This window comes from Celeribacter sp. SCSIO 80788, assembly GCF_051054295.1.
GTDB lineage: Bacteria > Pseudomonadota > Alphaproteobacteria > Rhodobacterales > Rhodobacteraceae > Celeribacter.
Map to the genome: position 1 here is coordinate 3039068 of NZ_CP150482.1, position 18139 is coordinate 3057206.

General features: G+C 60.9%; 17 protein-coding genes. 8 read left to right on the top strand and 9 right to left on the bottom strand.

Annotated features, from left to right (window positions below; translation table 11 throughout):
* Positions 1-12 precede the first annotated feature (12 nt).
* Complete coding sequence (gene rnr, locus V1471_RS15315; RefSeq protein WP_434289877.1) at positions 13-2268, top strand: ribonuclease R; 2256 nt, start codon at positions 13-15, stop codon at positions 2266-2268.
* A 179-nt stretch (positions 2269-2447) separates the two neighbouring features.
* The gene (locus V1471_RS15320; RefSeq protein ID WP_434290956.1) at positions 2448-3623 is read left to right on the top strand and encodes a lytic murein transglycosylase; all 1176 of its coding nucleotides are present in this window, start codon (positions 2448-2450) and stop codon (positions 3621-3623) included.
* A gap of 34 nt (positions 3624-3657) precedes the next feature.
* Here the strand turns inward: V1471_RS15320 and V1471_RS15325 are convergent, their stop codons facing one another.
* The 7 genes from V1471_RS15325 to V1471_RS15355 all read right to left on the bottom strand — a co-directional run bounded on the left by V1471_RS15325 (position 3658) and on the right by V1471_RS15355 (position 10679).
* A complete protein-coding gene (locus V1471_RS15325) occupies positions 3658-4137 on the bottom strand; it encodes an RNA pyrophosphohydrolase (RefSeq protein WP_434289878.1) in 480 nt (159 codons plus the stop codon).
* 49 nt (positions 4138-4186) lie between these two features.
* Positions 4187-5512, bottom strand: coding sequence for a S41 family peptidase (locus tag V1471_RS15330; protein WP_434289879.1), 1326 nt, complete (start codon positions 5510-5512; stop codon positions 4187-4189).
* A gap of 45 nt (positions 5513-5557) precedes the next feature.
* On the bottom strand, positions 5558-6703 hold the full coding sequence (locus V1471_RS15335) for a murein hydrolase activator EnvC family protein (protein WP_434289880.1): 1146 nt from the start codon (positions 6701-6703) through the stop codon (positions 5558-5560).
* Positions 6700-8226 carry a 2,3-bisphosphoglycerate-independent phosphoglycerate mutase gene (gpmI, locus tag V1471_RS15340; protein WP_434289881.1) on the bottom strand — a complete coding sequence of 509 codons (1527 nt, stop codon included), beginning with the start codon at positions 8224-8226 and terminating at the stop codon, positions 6700-6702. The genes V1471_RS15335 and gpmI overlap by 4 nt, the downstream gene beginning before the upstream one ends.
* Positions 8227-8329: 103 nt before the next feature.
* The gene (rlmH, locus tag V1471_RS15345; RefSeq protein ID WP_434289882.1) at positions 8330-8800 is read right to left on the bottom strand and encodes a 23S rRNA (pseudouridine(1915)-N(3))-methyltransferase RlmH; all 471 of its coding nucleotides are present in this window, start codon (positions 8798-8800) and stop codon (positions 8330-8332) included.
* A gap of 7 nt (positions 8801-8807) precedes the next feature.
* Positions 8808-9197 carry a ribosome silencing factor gene (gene rsfS / locus V1471_RS15350; protein ID WP_434289883.1) on the bottom strand — a complete coding sequence of 130 codons (390 nt, stop codon included), beginning with the start codon at positions 9195-9197 and terminating at the stop codon, positions 8808-8810.
* A 153-nt stretch (positions 9198-9350) separates the two neighbouring features.
* Positions 9351-10679, bottom strand: coding sequence for a mechanosensitive ion channel family protein (locus V1471_RS15355; protein ID WP_434289884.1), 1329 nt, complete (start codon positions 10677-10679; stop codon positions 9351-9353).
* 257 nt (positions 10680-10936) lie between these two features.
* Between V1471_RS15355 and leuC the strand changes: the two genes are divergently transcribed.
* Together leuC and leuD are read left to right on the top strand one after the other, a co-directional pair.
* Positions 10937-12364, top strand: a complete 1428-nt coding sequence (gene leuC, locus V1471_RS15360; protein WP_434289885.1) for a 3-isopropylmalate dehydratase large subunit — start codon at positions 10937-10939, stop codon at positions 12362-12364.
* 12 nt (positions 12365-12376) lie between these two features.
* Positions 12377-12982 carry a 3-isopropylmalate dehydratase small subunit gene (gene leuD, locus V1471_RS15365; RefSeq protein WP_434289886.1) on the top strand — a complete coding sequence of 202 codons (606 nt, stop codon included), beginning with the start codon at positions 12377-12379 and terminating at the stop codon, positions 12980-12982.
* 57 nt (positions 12983-13039) lie between these two features.
* On the opposite strand, the gene V1471_RS15370 is transcribed toward leuD, so the two are convergent.
* The gene (locus tag V1471_RS15370) at positions 13040-13570 is read right to left on the bottom strand and encodes a hypothetical protein (protein ID WP_434289887.1); all 531 of its coding nucleotides are present in this window, start codon (positions 13568-13570) and stop codon (positions 13040-13042) included.
* Positions 13571-13716: 146 nt separating this feature from the next.
* Here V1471_RS15370 and V1471_RS15375 point away from each other — a divergent pair, with 146 nt between their 5' ends.
* Positions 13717-14235, top strand: coding sequence for an HdeD family acid-resistance protein (locus tag V1471_RS15375; RefSeq protein WP_066707349.1), 519 nt, complete (start codon positions 13717-13719; stop codon positions 14233-14235).
* Positions 14236-14270: 35 nt separating this feature from the next.
* Here V1471_RS15375 and V1471_RS15380 read toward each other — a convergent pair whose 3' ends face one another.
* Entirely contained in the window at positions 14271-14510 is a 240-nt protein-coding gene (locus V1471_RS15380) for an EF-hand domain-containing protein (RefSeq protein WP_434289888.1), read from the bottom strand.
* A gap of 570 nt (positions 14511-15080) precedes the next feature.
* On the opposite strand from V1471_RS15380, the gene V1471_RS15385 reads away from it, so the two are divergent.
* Genes V1471_RS15385 through leuB form a run of 3 tightly spaced genes read left to right on the top strand, consistent with a single transcriptional unit; the run spans position 15081 to position 18124 of the window.
* Positions 15081-15917, top strand: a complete 837-nt coding sequence (locus tag V1471_RS15385) for a hypothetical protein (RefSeq protein WP_434289889.1) — start codon at positions 15081-15083, stop codon at positions 15915-15917.
* Positions 15914-16960 (top strand): endonuclease/exonuclease/phosphatase family protein, encoded by a 1047-nt coding sequence (locus V1471_RS15390; protein WP_434289890.1) that lies wholly within the window; start codon positions 15914-15916, stop codon positions 16958-16960. Before V1471_RS15385 ends, V1471_RS15390 begins: the two co-directional genes overlap by 4 nt.
* A gap of 60 nt (positions 16961-17020) precedes the next feature.
* A complete protein-coding gene (gene leuB / locus V1471_RS15395) occupies positions 17021-18124 on the top strand; it encodes a 3-isopropylmalate dehydrogenase (protein WP_434289891.1) in 1104 nt (367 codons plus the stop codon).
* The last annotated feature ends 15 nt before the right edge of the window (positions 18125-18139 follow it).

Consider the following 18139-nt stretch of genomic DNA (forward strand, 5'->3'; position numbering starts at 1 on the left):
TAGCGTTGAGCCATGAGCAGCATCCCGACGAAGGACGAAATCCTGCAATGGATTTCGGACCACCCGACCCAGACCGCGAAGCGCGACATCGCGAAAGCCTTTGGCATCAAGGGCGCGGCACGCATTGATCTCAAACGCGTGCTCAAGGAGCTTGAGGACGAGGGGCATCTGCGCAAACAGCGCAAGACCTACCGCGACCCTGACAAATTGCCGCCCGTCTCTGTTTTGGCGGTTCTTGCGCCCGACATGGATGGCGATCTTTTCGCCAAGCCTTTGGAATGGGCGGGCGAAGGGCCGGAGCCGAAGGTTTTGCTCTCTCTGAGAGAGAGCGATCCTGCGCTGGGCGAAGGCGAGCGCATCTTGGCGAAGCTTCAGGAGGTGAAGGCTGACGACCACCAATATGTCGCCCGTTTGATCCGTAAAATCGGCTCTAATCCACGCAAAATCCTCGGAATCTATCGCAAAGGTGCCGAGGGCGGTCGGGTCGTTCCGATCGATAAGGGCAATGAAAAAGACTTTCTTGTGCGCCCCGGAAACGATTATGGCGCGCAGGATGGCGAGTTGGTCGAGGCGGAACAGGCCGGGCCGAAAAACCGCATGGGCCTGCCCAATGCGCGGATCGTGACGCGTCTCGGTGATCCGAGTGCGCCGAAAGCGGTGTCCCTGATCGCCATTCACCAACACGGCATCCCCGACGATTTCCCCGATGACGTTATCGCCGAGGCCGACAAAGCGAAACCTGCCGGTCTGAAAGGGCGCGAAGACCTTCGCGATTTGCCGCTCGTAACGATCGACCCGGCGGATGCACGCGACCATGACGATGCGGTTTGGGCCGAGTTAGACACTGATCCCAAGAATGAAGGCGGCTTTGTCCTTTGGGTCGCGATTGCCGATGTGGCCTATTATGTGACGCCCGGCTCTGCGCTGGATCGCGAGGCGTGGAAGCGGGGGAATTCGACCTATTTCCCGGACCGCGTTGTGCCCATGCTGCCGGACAGGCTTTCGGGCGATCTCTGTTCGCTGCACGAAGGCGTGCCGCGCGCCTGCCTTGCCGTGCGCATGGTGATCGACGCCGATGGCAAGAAGCTGTCACATCGGTTCATGCGGGGCATGATGCGCTCGGCTGCGTCGTTGAACTACGCCGAAGTGCAGGCCGCGCGTGACGGTCAGGTCAGTGACAAATGTGGCCCGCTGATGGAAAGCGTGATCGAGCCGCTCTATGGCGCCTACGAGGCGCTCACACGGGCGCGCAAAGCCCGTCAGCCGCTGGATTTGGATCTTCCCGAGCGCAAAATCATCCTCGGCGATGACGGGCGGGTGAAATCGGTCGCTTTGGCGGATCGCTATGACGCGCATAAGCTGATCGAAGAGTTCATGGTGCTCGCCAATGTGGCCGCCGCAGAGGAGTTGTTCCATCGCAATCGGCCGCTTTTGTATCGGGTTCACGAGGAACCTTCCGACGAGAAAATGGATGCCCTGCGCGAGGTGGCGCAGGCCTCCGGCTTTACGCTTGCCAAAGGGCAAGTGATCCACACCTCCCATCTGAACAGGCTCCTCGCACAGGCCGAAGGCACGGATCACGACGAGCTGATCAATATCTCGACCCTGCGGTCGATGACGCAGGCCTATTATCATCCTGAGAATTACGGCCACTTCGGTCTCGCTCTGCGCTCCTACGCGCATTTCACCTCGCCGATCCGGCGCTATGCCGATCTGATCGTCCACCGCGGGCTGATCTCGGCCCATGGATGGGGCAAGGACGGGCTGTCCGATGAGGATGTGGAAAGGCTCGAATCCACCGCAAAACATATCTCGGAGACTGAGCGGCGTTCGATGACGGCGGAGCGGGACACCAATGATCGCTATCTCGCCGCCTATCTCAGCGAACGTGTCGGCAATGAGATGACCGGGCATATTTCCGGCATCCAGAAATTCGGGGCCTTCGTCAAACTCGACGAAACCGGTGCCGACGGGCTTGTCCCGGTGCGCAGCATGGGGGCGGAGTTCTTCCATTACGACCCGAAGGAACAGACCTTGATGGGGGCCGATACCGGCATGGTGATTTCCATCGGCCAAAAGGTCGTGGTGCGCATCGCCGAGGCGGTGCCTGTAACCGGCGGGCTTGAACTGGAGCTTCTGTCGATCGACGGGGCCAGCTTGCCGCGCGGGCCGCGTCGGGCGAAGGGCCGTGTCGTGTCGCGCAAGTACAACAAGGGTAAGGCGAAAAAAGATAAACTTCGCAAAAAGGTCGAGCGTCGCAGGCGCTAAGAGATGACAGCGGAAATTTGCCGTCAGCGCATTTGTCCGGTTCAAGCCATACGGGGATTCGGTTTAGGCTGAGGCAAAAGCAAATGGAGCAGTTTGGTATGCGTAGCCTTGTGATTGGCGCCGTGAGTGTTGTTTTCGGCCTTGGCCTCAGCCCTTCTTTCGCGCAGAGCTCTGCGCGTATGGCACAGGATGTGCCGCAACTTCCGGGAGCAGGATTGGTGCAAAAGGTGGCCTCTCAGGCGGGATTCGAGACTTGGATCGAGAATTTCAAAACGCGCGCGCGGCGCGAGGGGATTTCCGAAACAACCCTCAATGAAGCGTTTCGAGGCGTGCGGTACAATTCCGATGTGATCGCCAAGGATCGCTACCAATCCGAATTCACCAAACAGATCTGGGACTATCTCGACAGCGCCGCCTCGCCCACCCGCGTGTCCAACGGCCAGAAGGCGATGCGCCAGCATGCGAAGACACTCGACGCCATCGAACGCCGGTTCGGGGTCGATAAATACGTGGTGGCGGCGATCTGGGGCGTCGAGAGCGCCTATGGCACAACCCGCGGCGACATCAACGTCATCGAAGCCATGTCGACGCTGGCCTATGACGGGCGGCGCGGCAAATTCTTTGAGCAACAGCTCATCGCTGCGCTGAAAATCCTCCAGAAGGGCGACACCCATGCCCGCAACATGAAGGGCAGCTGGGCGGGGGCCATGGGCCACACCCAATTCATCCCGACGTCCTTCGAGGCCTTTGCGGTCGATGGGGATGGCGATGGTAAGCGGGACATCTGGTCCAACGACCCGACAGATGCACTGGCCTCGACCGCCGCCTATCTTGCGCGGCACGGTTGGAACAAAGGCCAGCCCTGGGGCGTCGAGGTGCGCCTTCCGCGCGGGTTCGACTATACGTCCGCGCGCCGCGACAACATGCGCGCACCCGGTGATTGGGCCGCTTTGGGCGTGGTTGGGGTCGATGGCCGACCTGTGCCGAACTACGGACGGGCCTCGATCCTCCTGCCCGCTGGGGCGCAGGGCGCAGCCTTCATGATCTTCGACAACTTCGCTGTGCTCGAACGTTACAACAAGGCGGATGCCTATGTGATCGGCGTCGGGCACCTGTCGGACCGGCTCAAGGGGGGAGCGGAAATTCAGGCCGCCTGGCCGCGCGGCTATGCGCCGCTGTCCTTCAAAGAGAAGGAACAGATGCAGCGTATCCTGAAGCGCAAGGGCTTTCTGGACGACAAGGTGGACGGGATCATTGGCCCGAACACGATCAACGCGATCCGGGCCTATCAGACCTCTGTCGGGGTGACACCGGATGGCTATCCGTCGCAGGAATTCCTGAAACTGTTGCGCTGAGACGCGCGATCAGGCCCAGTACTAGGTCGTGCAATTAAGCAAGGTGGCCGTTGAACTCGGCCACCAGCGCCTCGTAAATGGCGCGCTTGAACGGTACAATATCAGACACCAATCCAGCGGCATCCGTCCATTTCCAATGGCTGAATTCGGGATGATCCGTCTCGATTACGATGTCCTTGTCCATGCCCTTGAAGCGCAGCAGGAACCAAAGCTGTTTCTGGCCGCGATACTTGCCCTTCCAGACCTTGCCCAGAAGGTGATCCGGCAAATCATAGGTCAGCCACTCCGAGGTGTGACCCAGCACCTCGACCAGATCGGAGGTCACGCCGATCTCTTCCCAAAGCTCACGAAGCGCGGCCTCCTGCGGTTCTTCACCGTCGTCAATCCCACCCTGCGGCATCTGCCATGCGCCGGGCGTGTCGATGCGCTCACCGACGAAAATGCGCCCTTGAGCATCGAGCAGCATGATGCCGACACAGGGACGGTAGGGCAGGGAGGAGAAGTCTTTGCTCATGGGAAGCCTTTGGAAAAGAGAGGCGCCAAAGCGCCCCTCATGGTTGGTGTCAGTCGCCGATTTTCGACAGACCCTTGAGCAGGTCGATCGCATAGGCAAGCTGGAAGTCTTCGTCGCGCAGTTTCGCGGCCTCTTCGGCGGCGGCGCGCTCTTCTTCGATCTTGGCACGTTCGTCTTCGGTCAGGCTGTCATTGTTCAGCGCCCCGCGCAGATCGGCCTCGGAGCGGAACTTCGGTGCATCTTCGCCCTCCGTCGCTTCGGGTTGACGCGGCGGTTGTTCGACGACGATGTCCGGCGAAATGCCGAGCGCCTGAATGGAGCGGCCCGACGGTGTGTAATAGCGCGCGGTTGTCAGGCGCATCGCCCCGTCGGAGCGCAGCGGCATGACGGTCTGCACCGAGCCCTTGCCGAAGGATTTCGTGCCCACGACCACGGCGCGATGGTGATCCTGCAACGCACCGGAGACGATTTCGGAGGCCGAGGCCGACCCGCCGTTGATCAGCACGACCACCGGTTTGCCCTGTGCCAGATCGCCGGGGGTGGCGTTGACGCGGGTGCTGTCCTCGGGATTGCGGCCACGGGTGGAGACGATTTCGCCTTCGTCGAGGAACGCATCCGACACCTTGATCGCCTGATCGAGCAAACCACCGGGGTTGTTGCGCAGGTCCACGACGATGCCGTCGACATTCTCGATGCCGCCCAGTTCCTCGATCCCGTCCTTGAGCCCCTGTTCGAGGTTCGGATAGGTCTGATCGTTGAAGGTCGTCACCCGCAGCACGATGGATTTGCCTTCGACGCGCGACCGCACGGCGGTCAGTTTGATCGTGTCGCGGATGATCGAGACGTCGAACGGATCGTCGACGCCCGCGCGCACGAGGGTCACGATGATCTCTGAGCCGACCGGCCCGCGCATCAGCTCGACCGCATCGTCGAGTGTCATGCCCATGATGCTCTTGCCGTCCACGGCGGTGATGTAATCCCCGGCCTCGACGCCCGCGATATCGGCGGGTGTGCCGTCCATCGGTGCCACGACCTTGACGAAGCCCTCTTCCTGCGTGACCTCGATGCCCAAGCCCCCAAAGGAACCCGATGTCTGCACCCGCATGTCGGCGGCGTCTTTCGGCGAGAGATAGGAGGAATGTGGGTCGAGCGAGGACAGCATGCCGTTGATCGCCGCCTCGATCAGGTCCTCGGCGTCGACCTCCTCGACATATTGCGCGCGGATGCGTTCGAACACGTCCCCGAAGAGATCGAGCTGCTCATAGACATTCGTCGTCTTCTCCGCTTCCTGAGCGAGGAGCGGTCCGGCGAATTGCGTCGAGATCAGCGTGCCCGCAAGGATGCCGGCAACCCCGGCCATCATGTATTTCTTCATCTCATTCCTCTCTCCGGCCCGCTGCCCGCGTGACCCTTGATCGTCTTAAAGCGGACCGCCTGCAAACCACCGTTCGGGGTTCACGGGCTGCCCGCCCTCTCTGACCTCTATATAAAGCGTCTCCGACAGACCCACGCCAGTGCCTTGTGTGGCATTCTGGACAAAGGCGTCGAGATCGGGGGCGGCCCCGCCCATCAGACCTACAGCCGTGTCGGCAGGCAAAACCGCGCCGATCTCTCCATAGACCTCATCCAGACCCGCCAAAATCAGCAATACGTCATTTGCCGGCTCAAGGATGATCACGTTTCCGTAGTCGAGAAACGGTCCCTTGTAGCGCACGGTCGCGGGCCAGGGCGTGGTCACCAAGGACAAGGGCCGGGTGGCCCATAGCCAGCCCGGACGTTTCACCCCCGCCGCATCCGTCTCGTTATAGCCGCGCAGCATCTTGCCGGGCACCGGCATAGGCCAGTTGCCGCGCGTGCTGTTCGGATCGGTGATCGGCGGCACTCCGTCGACCACATCCATGATCGCAAGACCCGAAGCAAAGGCCTCAAGCGTCTCTGAACTGTCCAAGAGGGTCTGCATCCGCTCGGGATCGGCGGTGAACCGACGCGGCAGGTCGGTGCGATCCGACATCGCCTGCGACAGGTCGGTGCGCGCCTGTTGCACGTCCTGCAAGCCGCGGGACAGTGTCGCGAGCGCCTCACTCTGCAATTCCCGCAGGATCTGCATTTCCTCGAGCCGCACGCGGATGTCCTCGACCTCCGCCTGCATCGACGGGGTGACGGCGGAAACAAGCATTCCCGCACGCGCCTGCCCCAAAGGTCCTCCGGGATGCACCAACGCCTCCGGTGAGGCATCGGGTTTCATTGAGATCAGCACGCCGAGCAATTGCGCGAACTGGCCGCTTTCGTCTGCAAATTCCCGCGACAATTCGGTTTCACGCAACGCCACCTGCCGGAGCCCGGCCCGCATCGCCTCCAGCCCGTCCTCATAGGCGCGCACCACGCCGGTTAACGCCTTGACCCGGTCGGTCGCAGACTCGGCGGCCTGAAGCGCGCCATGGGCGTCGTTGAACTGAACCAAGGCGGCTTCGGCCAAATCCGCCGGGTTGTCCTGCGCTGCCATGGGGCCGCTCAGGATCGTCCCGCTCAGGACCAGACCAAACGCCGCCGCGCGGAGACGCTTCATTTGACGATGAGGCTCACGCCGGTCATCTCCTCCGGCTGCGGCAATTGCATCAGCTCAAGGATCGTCGGCGCCACATCCGCAAGCCGCCCGCCATCGCGCAGTTTGACGCCTTTCGGCCCACCAAACAGGATCACCGGCACCGGGTTCGTGGTATGCGCCGTGTGCGGCCCGCCGGTCACCGGATCGACCATGGTCTCGCAATTGCCGTGATCCGCGATCACCAACATTGCGCCGCCAACCTTCTCAAGCTCCGCGATCACCTTGCCCAAACCATCGTCCACCGCCTCACAGGCGGCCATAGCGGCCTCCAGAATACCGGTGTGCCCGACCATGTCGGGGTTCGCGAAATTGGTGACGATCAGGTCATAGCCCTCGTCGATGGCCCAGACGAATTTTTCCGCCACTTCCGGCTCGCTCATCTCCGGTTGAAGGTCGTACGTCGCAACCTTCGGCGATTTCGGCATGAAGCGATCCTCGCCGACTTCCGGTACTTCCTTGCCACCATTGAGGAAGAAGGTCACATGCGGATATTTCTCGGTCTCGGCCAGACGGAACTGTTTCAGCCCATGTTTCGCGACCCATTCGCCCAGCGTGTTGCGAATGTCGCGCGGCGGATAGGCTGTTTTCATATAGGCGTTGTGGCCGGTGGAATACTCGACCATGCCCAAGAGCGCCGAAAACGTCGGGCGATTGCCGATGTCGAATTCGGCAAACCCTGGCTCACCGATTGCACGCAGGATCTCCCGCGCCCGGTCCGCACGGAAATTGTTGCAGAAAAAGCCGTCGCCGTCTTTCACGCCCGCATACCCGTCGATGACGGTCGCCTTGATGAATTCGTCCACATCGCCGCGCGCGTAAGACGCGGTCACAGCCGTCACCGCATCCGGCGCGGTCTCGATCCCTTTGCCATGGATCATCGCATCATAGGCCTGCGACACCCGTTCCCAGCGGTTGTCGCGGTCCATCGCATAATAGCGCCCGATCACCGTCCCCACCTTGGCACCCTCCGGCAGGCGCGCGACGAAATCGGCCATGAATTTATCGGCAGATTGCGGCGCCACATCGCGCCCGTCTGTGATTGCGTGGATGATCACCGGCACACCCAGATCGGTCACAGCTTTGGCAGCCGCGAGCGTGTGTTCGATATGGCCGTGCACACCACCGTCGGAGATCACCCCCATGAGATGCGCCATGCCGCCCGCGGCCTTCACATCGCCTGCGAATTTCACAATGGCGTCGTTCTTGAAAAAAGACCCGTCTTCGATCGACAGATCGATCTGCCCCAGATCCATCGCCACAACGCGCCCCGCACCGATGTTGGTGTGCCCCACTTCGGAGTTCCCCATCTGCCCGGTCGGCAGGCCCACATCCGGTCCGAAGGTGATCAGAGTGTTGTGCGGGCATTCCGCCATCAGCCGGTCGAAATTCGGCGTCTTGGCCAGAACCGGTGCGTTGGCTTCCGGCGTCGGGCCAATGCCCCAACCATCGAGAATGCAAAGAACAACAGGTTTCGGCGCGGCCATGACGGGCTCCTTTCAATCTCAGAGCGAATTCCTTGCCCCTATCTAACGCGCCGCCGAGCGCGTTTGAACCGCTTTGCGCGTCATTGCAGCAAAAATACTCCGATCAGACCCGATGATAGGGCGATCCGGCCAAAATCGAGGCGGCCCTGTAGAGCTGTTCGGTCAACATGGCGCGGGCCAGCATATGCGGCCAGACCATCTTGCCCAGAGAAATGGAAAAATCCGCCTGTGCCCGCAAGGACGGGTCGATCCCGTCCGCGCCGCCAATGACAAAAGTCACATCGGAGCGCCCGGCATCGCGCCAGCCTGCAAGTTTCTCGGCAAATTCAGGCGACGTGATCACCTGACCGCGTTCGTCCATCGTGACGATGACCGAACCTTTCGGCAGGGCGCGCTCCAAAAGCGCAGCTTCCGCCACCATGCCGCCGCCCTTCTTGTCCTCGACCTCCGCAATCGTCAGAGGGCCGAGGCCAAGGGCGCGCCCGGTGCGGTCGAACCGGGTGGTATAGTCGTCGATCAGAGCGGCTTCGGGCCCTTTGCGCAAGCGCCCGACCGCACAGATATGCACCTTCATGAGCGTCTCAGCTTGCGGTGGTCTTTCCGGCCAGAGCGGCCTTCGCCTCTTCCGGCGACATCCACATTTTTTCGAGCTGATAGAAATCGCGCACTTCCGGGCGGAAGATGTGGACGATCACGTCGCCTGCATCGATCAAAACCCAGTCGCCCTGATCCTTGCCCTCGACACGCGAGAAAATCCCGCATTGCTGCTTCAGCGCATCGGACAGCTTCTCGGCCATGGCGCTGACCTGACGGGTCGAACGACCCGAGCAGATCACCATGTAATCCGCAACCTCCGACTTGCCGCGCAGGTCGATGGACACGAGGTCTTCGGCTTTATCCTGATCAAGGGAGTGTGTGACGAAGTCCAGCAATTTCTGGCCTCCGATCCGGTCCGGCATCGCACCCGTCATGGGCGTCTCCGGCTGTGCGGCATGGTCTGCCGCGCTCTGTACGTGAGACAGGACATAGTCCTCCAAAGGTTGAACGCCGTTCCGCCCCGGCGCCGGGCATGGATCAAATGTAGCATCGGACTGTTTGAATCTCAATGTTTGGTGCGGCAAAGATCAATCGAGTGCTTTTGCGGTCGGATTTGTGGTCAAAATCGAGCCTTCCAGTACCCGCACTTCGCGCTGTGGGAAGGGGATGGAAATCCCATTCTCCTTGAACGCATCCCAAAGCGCCAGATAGACATTTCCCCGCACATTCGTGAGCCCGCCGGTCGGATCGGTAATCCAGAGCCGCAGGATGTAATCCACGGAGCTGTCGCCAAACCCGACGATGTGGCACACTGCCGGTTTATGCGTGAGCACCCGGTCTACGCTTTGCGCGGCTTCAATGGCAATCTTGCGCACCTGATGTGGATCGTCGCCATAAGAGGTTCCGAAATACAAATCGAGCCGCACGAAGTCATTGGTATGGGACCAGTTCACCACCTGCCCGGTGATCAGATCTTCGTTCGGGATCAGATATTCCTTGCCGTCGCGCGTGGTGATCGAGGCATAGCGTGCGCCCAAAGCATTGATCCAGCCGAAGGTGTCGCCAAGAGAGATCACGTCCCCCGGTTTGATCGACTTGTCCAAAAGGATGATCACCCCGGAGACGAGGTTTGAGACGACCTTTTGAAGACCGAAACCCAAACCGACCCCAATCGCGCCCGAAAGTACGGCCAGTCCGGTCAGATCAAACCCCACCGCCTTCAAACCGATGAAGAACGCGGAGCCGAAAAGTGCGAGCTGCACCACCTTGATGATCAGCTCTTTCATTGACGGCGAAATATCCTCATTGCGCCGGATTTGGGTCGATGTTTGCGATGATATGAGACGTGCGAAGGTGAACAAAAGCCCGGTGACCACCAAAGCCTTGAGCACGGCTAATGCGGAGAGGCGGAAGCTGCCAAAGGTGATCGCGATCCGGTTGAGAAAATCTGTGGTCTCCTCAAGTCCGCCGACATAATAGAGCGTCACATAGGCCCAAAGCCCCCAGCGCGACAGCCGCCTGAGCGCGCGGTTCTTCACCAGTTGCACGACAAGTTCGACCGCCACCCAGGCGGTGACAATTCGGGCCAGAATGCTGATCAGATAAGAGCGCGAGGGCCATGTGACCTCATGCATGACCAAATAGATGCCCCAAAGCAACATCGCCCAGACAATCAGAACCAGCCGCTTTTCAATCGCCAACAGCCAGCGAAGCTGCCATTTCGGACGCCCCTCCAGCGCCCGCATCCAGTTCCGCATCCGGCCCCGCAAATGGCGTCCGCTGAACAGTGCGATGGAAAAGGCGATCAGGGAAATCCCGATCTGATAGAGGTTCCAGCGCCGGAGCAGACCCTCGAGAAACGCGAAAATATGTCGCCCCGTGTCGCCCAGAAGATCGGTGATTTGCGTCGGATCCAATCCGGCCTCCCTTTTCCACAAGCTTGGCACGGCGCAGCGCAATCGGGCAAGCGCATCTCTCTTGCGGGACTCAGCGGCAGCCTATATGTGAGCGCCATGGAACGTATGTTTGAGATCGCAGACCGTGCATGGTTGCCGTGGCGTTTCCACGGCGCAATGCAATCCGTCCTAGCCCGACTTTGAAGCCGGGCCTTTTGGCGTGTCCGCGCGCCTGATCCAAAACTTCCAATTTCAAAGCACATCCACGGGAGAGCGAAATGACCGCCCCGAAGACACTCTATGATAAAATCTGGGACGCCCATGTGGCCCATGAGCAAGAGGATGGCACCTGCCTGCTCTATATCGACCGCCACCTCGTCCATGAGGTGACGTCCCCGCAGGCCTTCGAAGGTCTGCGCATGGCGGGCCGCAAAGTGCGCGCGCCGGAAAAAACCATCGCCGTGCCGGATCACAACGTGCCGACCACGCTGGACCGCGTGTCCGGCGTCATCGCCAACGAAGAGAGCCGCATTCAGGTCGAAGCCCTCGACAAGAACGCGAAAGAATTCGGCGTGAACTACTACCCGGTCTCTGACATCCGTCAGGGCATCGTGCACATCGTCGGCCCGGAACAGGGTTGGACCCTGCCCGGCATGACCGTTGTGTGTGGTGACTCTCACACCGCGACTCACGGCGCATTCGGCGCGCTGGCCCACGGCATCGGCACCTCCGAGGTCGAACACGTTCTGGCGACGCAAACGCTGATCCAGAAGAAGTCCAAGAACATGAAGGTGGAAATCACCGGCAAGCTGCGTCCGGGTGTGACTGCTAAGGACATCACCTTGGCTGTGATCGGCGAAACCGGCACCGCCGGCGGCACCGGCTACGTCATCGAATATTGCGGCGAAGCGATCCGCGATCTGTCGATGGAAGGCCGCATGACCGTCTGTAACATGGCGATCGAAGGCGGCGCGCGCGCGGGTCTCATCGCCCCGGATGAAACCACGTTCGAATATGTCAAAGGCCGCCCGCACGCCCCGAAAGGCGCGCAGTTCGAGGCCGCTTTGAACTGGTGGAAAACGCTCTACACCGACGAAGGCGCACATTTCGACAAGGTCGTGACGCTGAAAGGCGAAGAGATCGAGCCGGTTGTGACCTGGGGCACCTCGCCCGAGGACGTGCTGCCGATTTCCGCTGTTGTGCCTGCGCCCGAGTCGTTCAAAGGCGGCAAGGTGGACGCGGCGAAACGCGCCATCGAGTACATGGGGCTCGAAGTGGGTCAGAAATTGACCGACATCCAGATCGACACCGTGTTCATCGGATCGTGCACCAACGGCCGGATCGAGGACCTGCGCGCAGCTGCCGCAATCCTCAAAGGCAAGAAGATCAAGGACGGGATGCGGGCCATGGTCGTGCCGGGCTCGGGTCTTGTTCGTGCGCAAGCCGAAGAAGAAGGCATCGCGCAGATCTTTATCGACGCGGGCTTTGAATGGCGTCTGGCTGGGTGTTCCATGTGCCTTGCCATGAACCCCGATCAGCTGGCCGAGGGCGAGCGCTGTGCGTCCACCTCGAACCGCAACTTCGAGGGGCGTCAGGGCTATAAAGGTCGCACGCACCTCGTGTCTCCTGCCATGGCCGCTGCTGCCGCCGTCACCGGTCACCTGACCGATGTGCGCGAGCTGATGACCGAAACCGAGACCGCTTAAGGAGCCGCAAAGATGGAAAAGTTCGAAAAACTGACCGGTATCGCGGCCCCCATGCCGCTGGTGAACATCGACACGGATATGATCATCCCCAAGGTGTTCCTGAAAACCATCAAGCGCTCCGGCCTTGGCGTGAACCTGTTCGACGAGATGCGCTATGACCGTCAGGGCAATGAAATCCCCGATTTCGTCCTGAACAAACCGCAATATCGCGACACGCAGATCCTCGTGGCGGGCGACAACTTCGGCTGTGGTTCCTCGCGCGAGCACGCGCCTTGGGCCATCGCGGATTTCGGTATCAAATGCGTGATCTCCACGTCGTTCGCCGACATTTTCTACAACAACTGCTTCAAGAACGGCATCCTGCCGATCGTTCTGCCGCAGGAAGCTGTCGATGTGTTGATGAAAGACGCCGAAAAAGGCTCGAACGCTCGCATGACCGTCGATCTGGAGGCGCAGACCGTGACCACCTCGGACGGTGAAGCCTTCTCCTTCGAAGTCGACGCGTTCAAAAAACACTGCCTGCTCGAAGGGCTCGATGACATCGGCCTGACCATGGCGCATGTCAAAGACATCGACGCTTATGAGGCGAAGATGGCGCAGGAACGTCCCTGGGTCTGAGGCTCACGGATCAAGAACGAAAAACGGCGGCCATTGGGTCGCCGTTTTGCATTGGGGTCACTTCGCACGCATCAAGCGGCGAATTTCGGCAAGGCTGTCCAACTGCTTGGCATTCGGCTTTTGTCCGATGCCCGCATAGGCGGAGTGGAGGATGCCTTCGACCGGGCCGTAACCGTCGGAGCCCGCGAGCTTGTAGAGCTTGCGCGCAAGCCGCGTGATTGCAGGGCTCGACCCGTTGCAGGATGCGATCAGCCAGTCGGCGAGCGTCTTGATCTCTTCCGCATCCGTCAGGTTGAAATCCAGATCCTTTTGCAGCCGGATCACATATTGCAGGATCAGTTCCGAAGTCGGATAGCCCGCTTCGTCGATCACCGCCTTGACCAGAGCGGCCACCGCGATCCGGGCATCTTCGATCTGCTCCACGGGATGCGTTCCCGACTTGCGGGTAAAGCCGAAACGGCGCACGGCGAGCCGGAGATCGTCCGCCATCCCGATCAGATCGGAGGCGGCATTGGCGGCATTGCGCGCCCGGCTCATGTAGAAAAACGCTGTAACGGCAACCCCGAGAACGGCCAGCAATATTGGCATGATAACACTCCGAAAACGTCTTTCTCCGGACTATTGGCAGATCACGTTTCATTCACAATGGGAAAAAACCCCTGTGCATGTCTTCTATGGTGACAATCACATGTTTACCTGTGAGACATAAGCGATCAGCCGAAAGGAGATCAGCTATGACGAATTGGAAAATCTGGGTCGGGATCGGTGTCCTGACGTTTCTTTTCGGCTTTCTCGCGCTGGGCAATACGGTGGTTGCCTCGCTTGCGATCACCATCATGCTCGGTACGCTCTTCGCCATCGCCGGTGCTGCCCAGCTTTGGGCGGGCTTCTCCGGCGCGGCCCATGACAATCGGGTCTTTTCCCTGCTCTGGGGGCTTTTGAGCCTGATGATCGGGGTGAGTTTCATCGCCAACCCGGTCGAGGGCACGGTGTCGCTCACCATGGTGGTGACCGGTTTCCTTGTGGCCTCCGGGCTGATCCGTTTGCTCATGGCCTGGCGGATGCGGGAAAGCCCCTTGTTCTGGACGCTGTTGCTGTCCGGGACGGTGACCGTGCTTCTGGCCGGTTACATCATCGGCAATTTTGCGGCGATTTCCCTGTCGCTTCTGGGCTTGCTGTTGGGCATTGAGCTGTTGGTCGACGGCGCCGGTCTGATCGGTTTCGGCCTGTTCCTGCGCAACCACCGGTCCTGAAACGGCGGCCTGAGAGGCCGCCGTCGTCGCATGCGTCATTCCATCGTCGGCAGCAGGCCGTTGGTTTGCGCTGCGGCCAGTTCCTCGATCGACACTTCGCCGCTGGCATCGGCATCAATTGCCGCAAAGGCCTCTGCGCTCAGATCGGGATAGACTGCACGCATTTCCGCCATGGAAAACGTGCCGTTCCCGTCGCTGTCCACCAGCGTGGATTGTGCAAAAGCCGGGGTGGCAAGGAGGGTCAGAGCGCCAAGGGTCCGTGCAACAGATTTCATGTTCATATGTCCTTTCTTGTGATGGCGCCCGCGTCTTGCGGGCAAATCGGAACGGTTCTGCACCGTCGCTCCGAGAGATGCGCCCGAGAGGCGAGCTCGCAAGGCGCTGGAAACATTGCAAAGATTTTGCGCGCCTGATTGCCGGAAGGGGGCGAAATGCCGCGTGTTTTTCGGCGGGTTTCGGCACTTCGGTGAATTTTGACGGTAAAACCGGCAAGGATCTGCGCGAAGGGCGGGGCGGGCGGTATGTCCCTCTTGATCGCTCCGAAAGATTCTCCAGGGGGCTAGGGTCAGGCACCCCGGTTCCCGGCATGTCACCTTTTGCCATCCCACATTTTGTGCTGTTCGCGCGACATCCCACAAGAGGCATCGACAATGATGCAAAAACGCACCGCTTTGTCCACGAAACTGCCCGATTTCGGCGGTTAACCTTAACCATTCCTTGCTGGCGGATATGAAAGAAGGCAAAAGTTGGGCAAGATTGAGGCAATCCGTCATATTTGGCGGGATCAAAATGGAACAAGAGGGCGGCATCGTATCGCTTTCAGCCAGTTTGAAGGGAAATGGGCAGTGATTCATCGCGTCTTGGGAGCGCTGTTGCGTGCTGCGTTGGTGGTCATTCTGATCACGGCGCCATCTGCGCTGTTGCCGAACGTCTCCGCCGATTCCGCGCAGGTCGTGGCACTCGTCGCCTTCTTCGGTGCGGCTCTGACCTTCTTCGAATATGTCTCTGCCTATCCCGGTCTTGTGGAGTTCCGCGATGCGCCGCCGTTCAACCGTGTCCGTTTCGGTTCGCTCTTCGTCACCGTCATCCTTTTGAGCCTGATCGTGCGGGGCGAGGCCGCCCCGACCGTGGTCACGGATTTCGTCACGGCCATCGGCGCGCTGATCGGCTATGTGCTCGATTTCCCCTATTCCCCGGTGCGCCTGATGCTGGCCGCCCTGCCGGAGACCAGTTCGCTGCGGGAAATTGAGCTGATGCGCGAAGCGGCGGGGATGAGCTATCTCATTTCGCTCATGGCGCTGTCGATCTTCCTGATCGTGCTGCGGATCGGCCACTGGCCGTCGAAATCCGGCTCCTTCAATGTCTGGATCAACCTGCCGACCTTCGATCCGACCGCCGGGGGCGATGTGGTCGAACGGCTGAAACGCGATGCGCGGGTCAACACGATCATCGGTTTTTCCTTGCCCTTCGTGATCCCTGCGGTGCTAAGATCGGCGGGCGATCTCTTCGGGGGTCTGAGCGTCACCAATGACCAATCCATGATCTGGGCCGTCGCAGCATGGGCATTCCTGCCGTCTTCTCTCTTCATGCGGGGCATCGCCATGGGCCGTGTCGCCGCGATGATCGAGGAAAAACGTCGCCAGACCTACGCCCGCGCCGATCTCGATCACGCACACGCGTGATCCGAAGCGCCCTCCTTTTCCTCTTCCTGATTGTGCCCGTGGCCGAGGCGGCAGAGACGTTGCGCGTCGCCACATGGACGGTGGAACTCACGCGCAAGGGGCCGGGGCTTTTGCTGCGTGACACCCTCGGCGGCGATGATCCGCAGGTTCTGGCCGCGCAGGCGCACATTCGCGCGCTTTCCCCCGACATTCTCCTGCTGAGCGGCTTCGACACCGATCTCGACGGCCACACGCTCGCTGCCTTGGCAGAGGTGCTGGGCTATCCTCATCTCTTCACTCGCCCCGGCAATGCGGGTCGCCCCACCGGGCGCGATCTCGACAAAGACGGGCGGCTGGGTGAGCCCGAGGATGCGCAATCCTACGGCGAGTTCACCGGTCAGGGCGGTATGGCGCTCCTGTCCCGCCTGCCGATCGTCGCGGAGGACATCCGGGATTTTTCCGACCTTCTGTGGCGCGATCTCCCCGGGGCCAACCTGCCGCAGGGGTATTTCGACGCGGAGGATCTCGGTGTCCTGCGCCTGTCGTCCCATGCGCATTGGGACATTCCCGTGCTCTGGCAAGGTCAGCCGCTGCATCTCCTCGCCTATACCGCGACCTCGCCGGTGTTCGACGGGCCGGAGGACCGCAACGGGCGGCGCAACGGCGACGAGACCCGGTTCTGGTCGCTCTATCTCGACGGCGCGCTGGAGGTTTCGCCACCCGCAGGCCCCTTTGTCCTCCTTGGCGACAGCAATCTCGACCCGATGGACGGCGATGGCAACCGCGCAGAGATGCAGCACCTGCTCGCCGATCCCCGGCTCCAGGACCCCCGTCCTCGCGCGACGTCCAACGCACCGGCCGCCAATCCCGGTCAGCGCGGCGATCCCGCCATGGACACCGCCGACTGGACCGATCCCCTGCCCGGAAACCTGCGGGTGGATTATGTCCTGCCCTCTGCCGATCTGGCGATTGTCAGTTCCGGCGTCGCATGGCCGGAGGCGGATTTGGAAAAAAACGACTTTCGGCATGGGCTTGTCTGGGTCGATATCGCTGCCATTCCTTGACGAGCGCTTCGGCAGCCGTTACCCCGAGCCAACCTTAGGAAAACAAGGACTCGACGCGACATGAGCACGCCTTCTCTTCTCATTCTCCCCGGTGACGGTATTGGCCCCGAAGTGATGGCCGAAGTGGTTCGGATCATTGACTGGTACGGCGACAAGCGCGGCCTGAAATTCGATGTCACCACGGATCTCGTCGGCGGTGCCGCTTATGACGTGCACGGTGTGCCGCTCTCGGATGAAACCATGGCGAAGGCCCAGGAAGTGGACGCCGTCCTCCTGGGCGCCGTCGGCGGTCCGAAATACGACGTGCTCGATTTCTCCGTGAAACCGGAACGTGGCCTTCTGCGCCTGCGCAAGGAAATGGACCTCTTCGCCAACCTGCGCCCGGCGCAGTGTTTTGACGCTCTGGCCGATTTCTCCTCTCTGAAAAAAGATGTGGTCGCCGGTCTCGACATCATGATCGTGCGCGAACTGACCTCCGGCATCTATTTCGGCGAGCCGCGCGGCATCATCACCGAAGGCAACGAGCGCGTGGGCATCAACACCCAGCGTTACACCGAATCCGAGATCCGTCGTGTTGCCATCGCCGCTTTCGAACTGGCGATGAAACGCAACAAGAAACTCACCTCGATGGAAAAGGCCAACGTGATGGAATCCGGTATCCTCTGGCGCGATGTCGTCAACGAGGTGGCTGCGGATTACCCCGAGGTCGAAGTGGGCCACATGTACGCCGACAACGGCGCGATGCAGCTCGTTCGTGCGCCGAAACAGTTCGACGTGATCGTGACCGACAACCTGTTCGGTGACATTCTCTCCGACTGTGCCGCCATGCTCACCGGGTCGCTCGGCATGCTGCCGTCCGCTTCGCTTGGCGCGCCGATGGAAAACGGTCGTCCGAAAGCCATGTACGAGCCGGTGCACGGCTCCGCGCCCGACATCGCGGGGCAGGGCAAGGCAAACCCGATCGCCTGTATCCTCTCCTTCGCGATGGCGCTGCGCTACTCCTTCAATGAGGGCGAAGAGGCCACGCGTCTGGAAAAAGCCATCGAAAAAGTGCTGGCCGACGGTGTCCGCACCGGCGATCTGCTGGCGGGCGAAGGTGTCACCCCGGTGTCGACCTCCGGCATGGGCGACGCGATCCTCGCCGCGCTCGACGCCTCGCTTTGATCCTCACCGCATTTG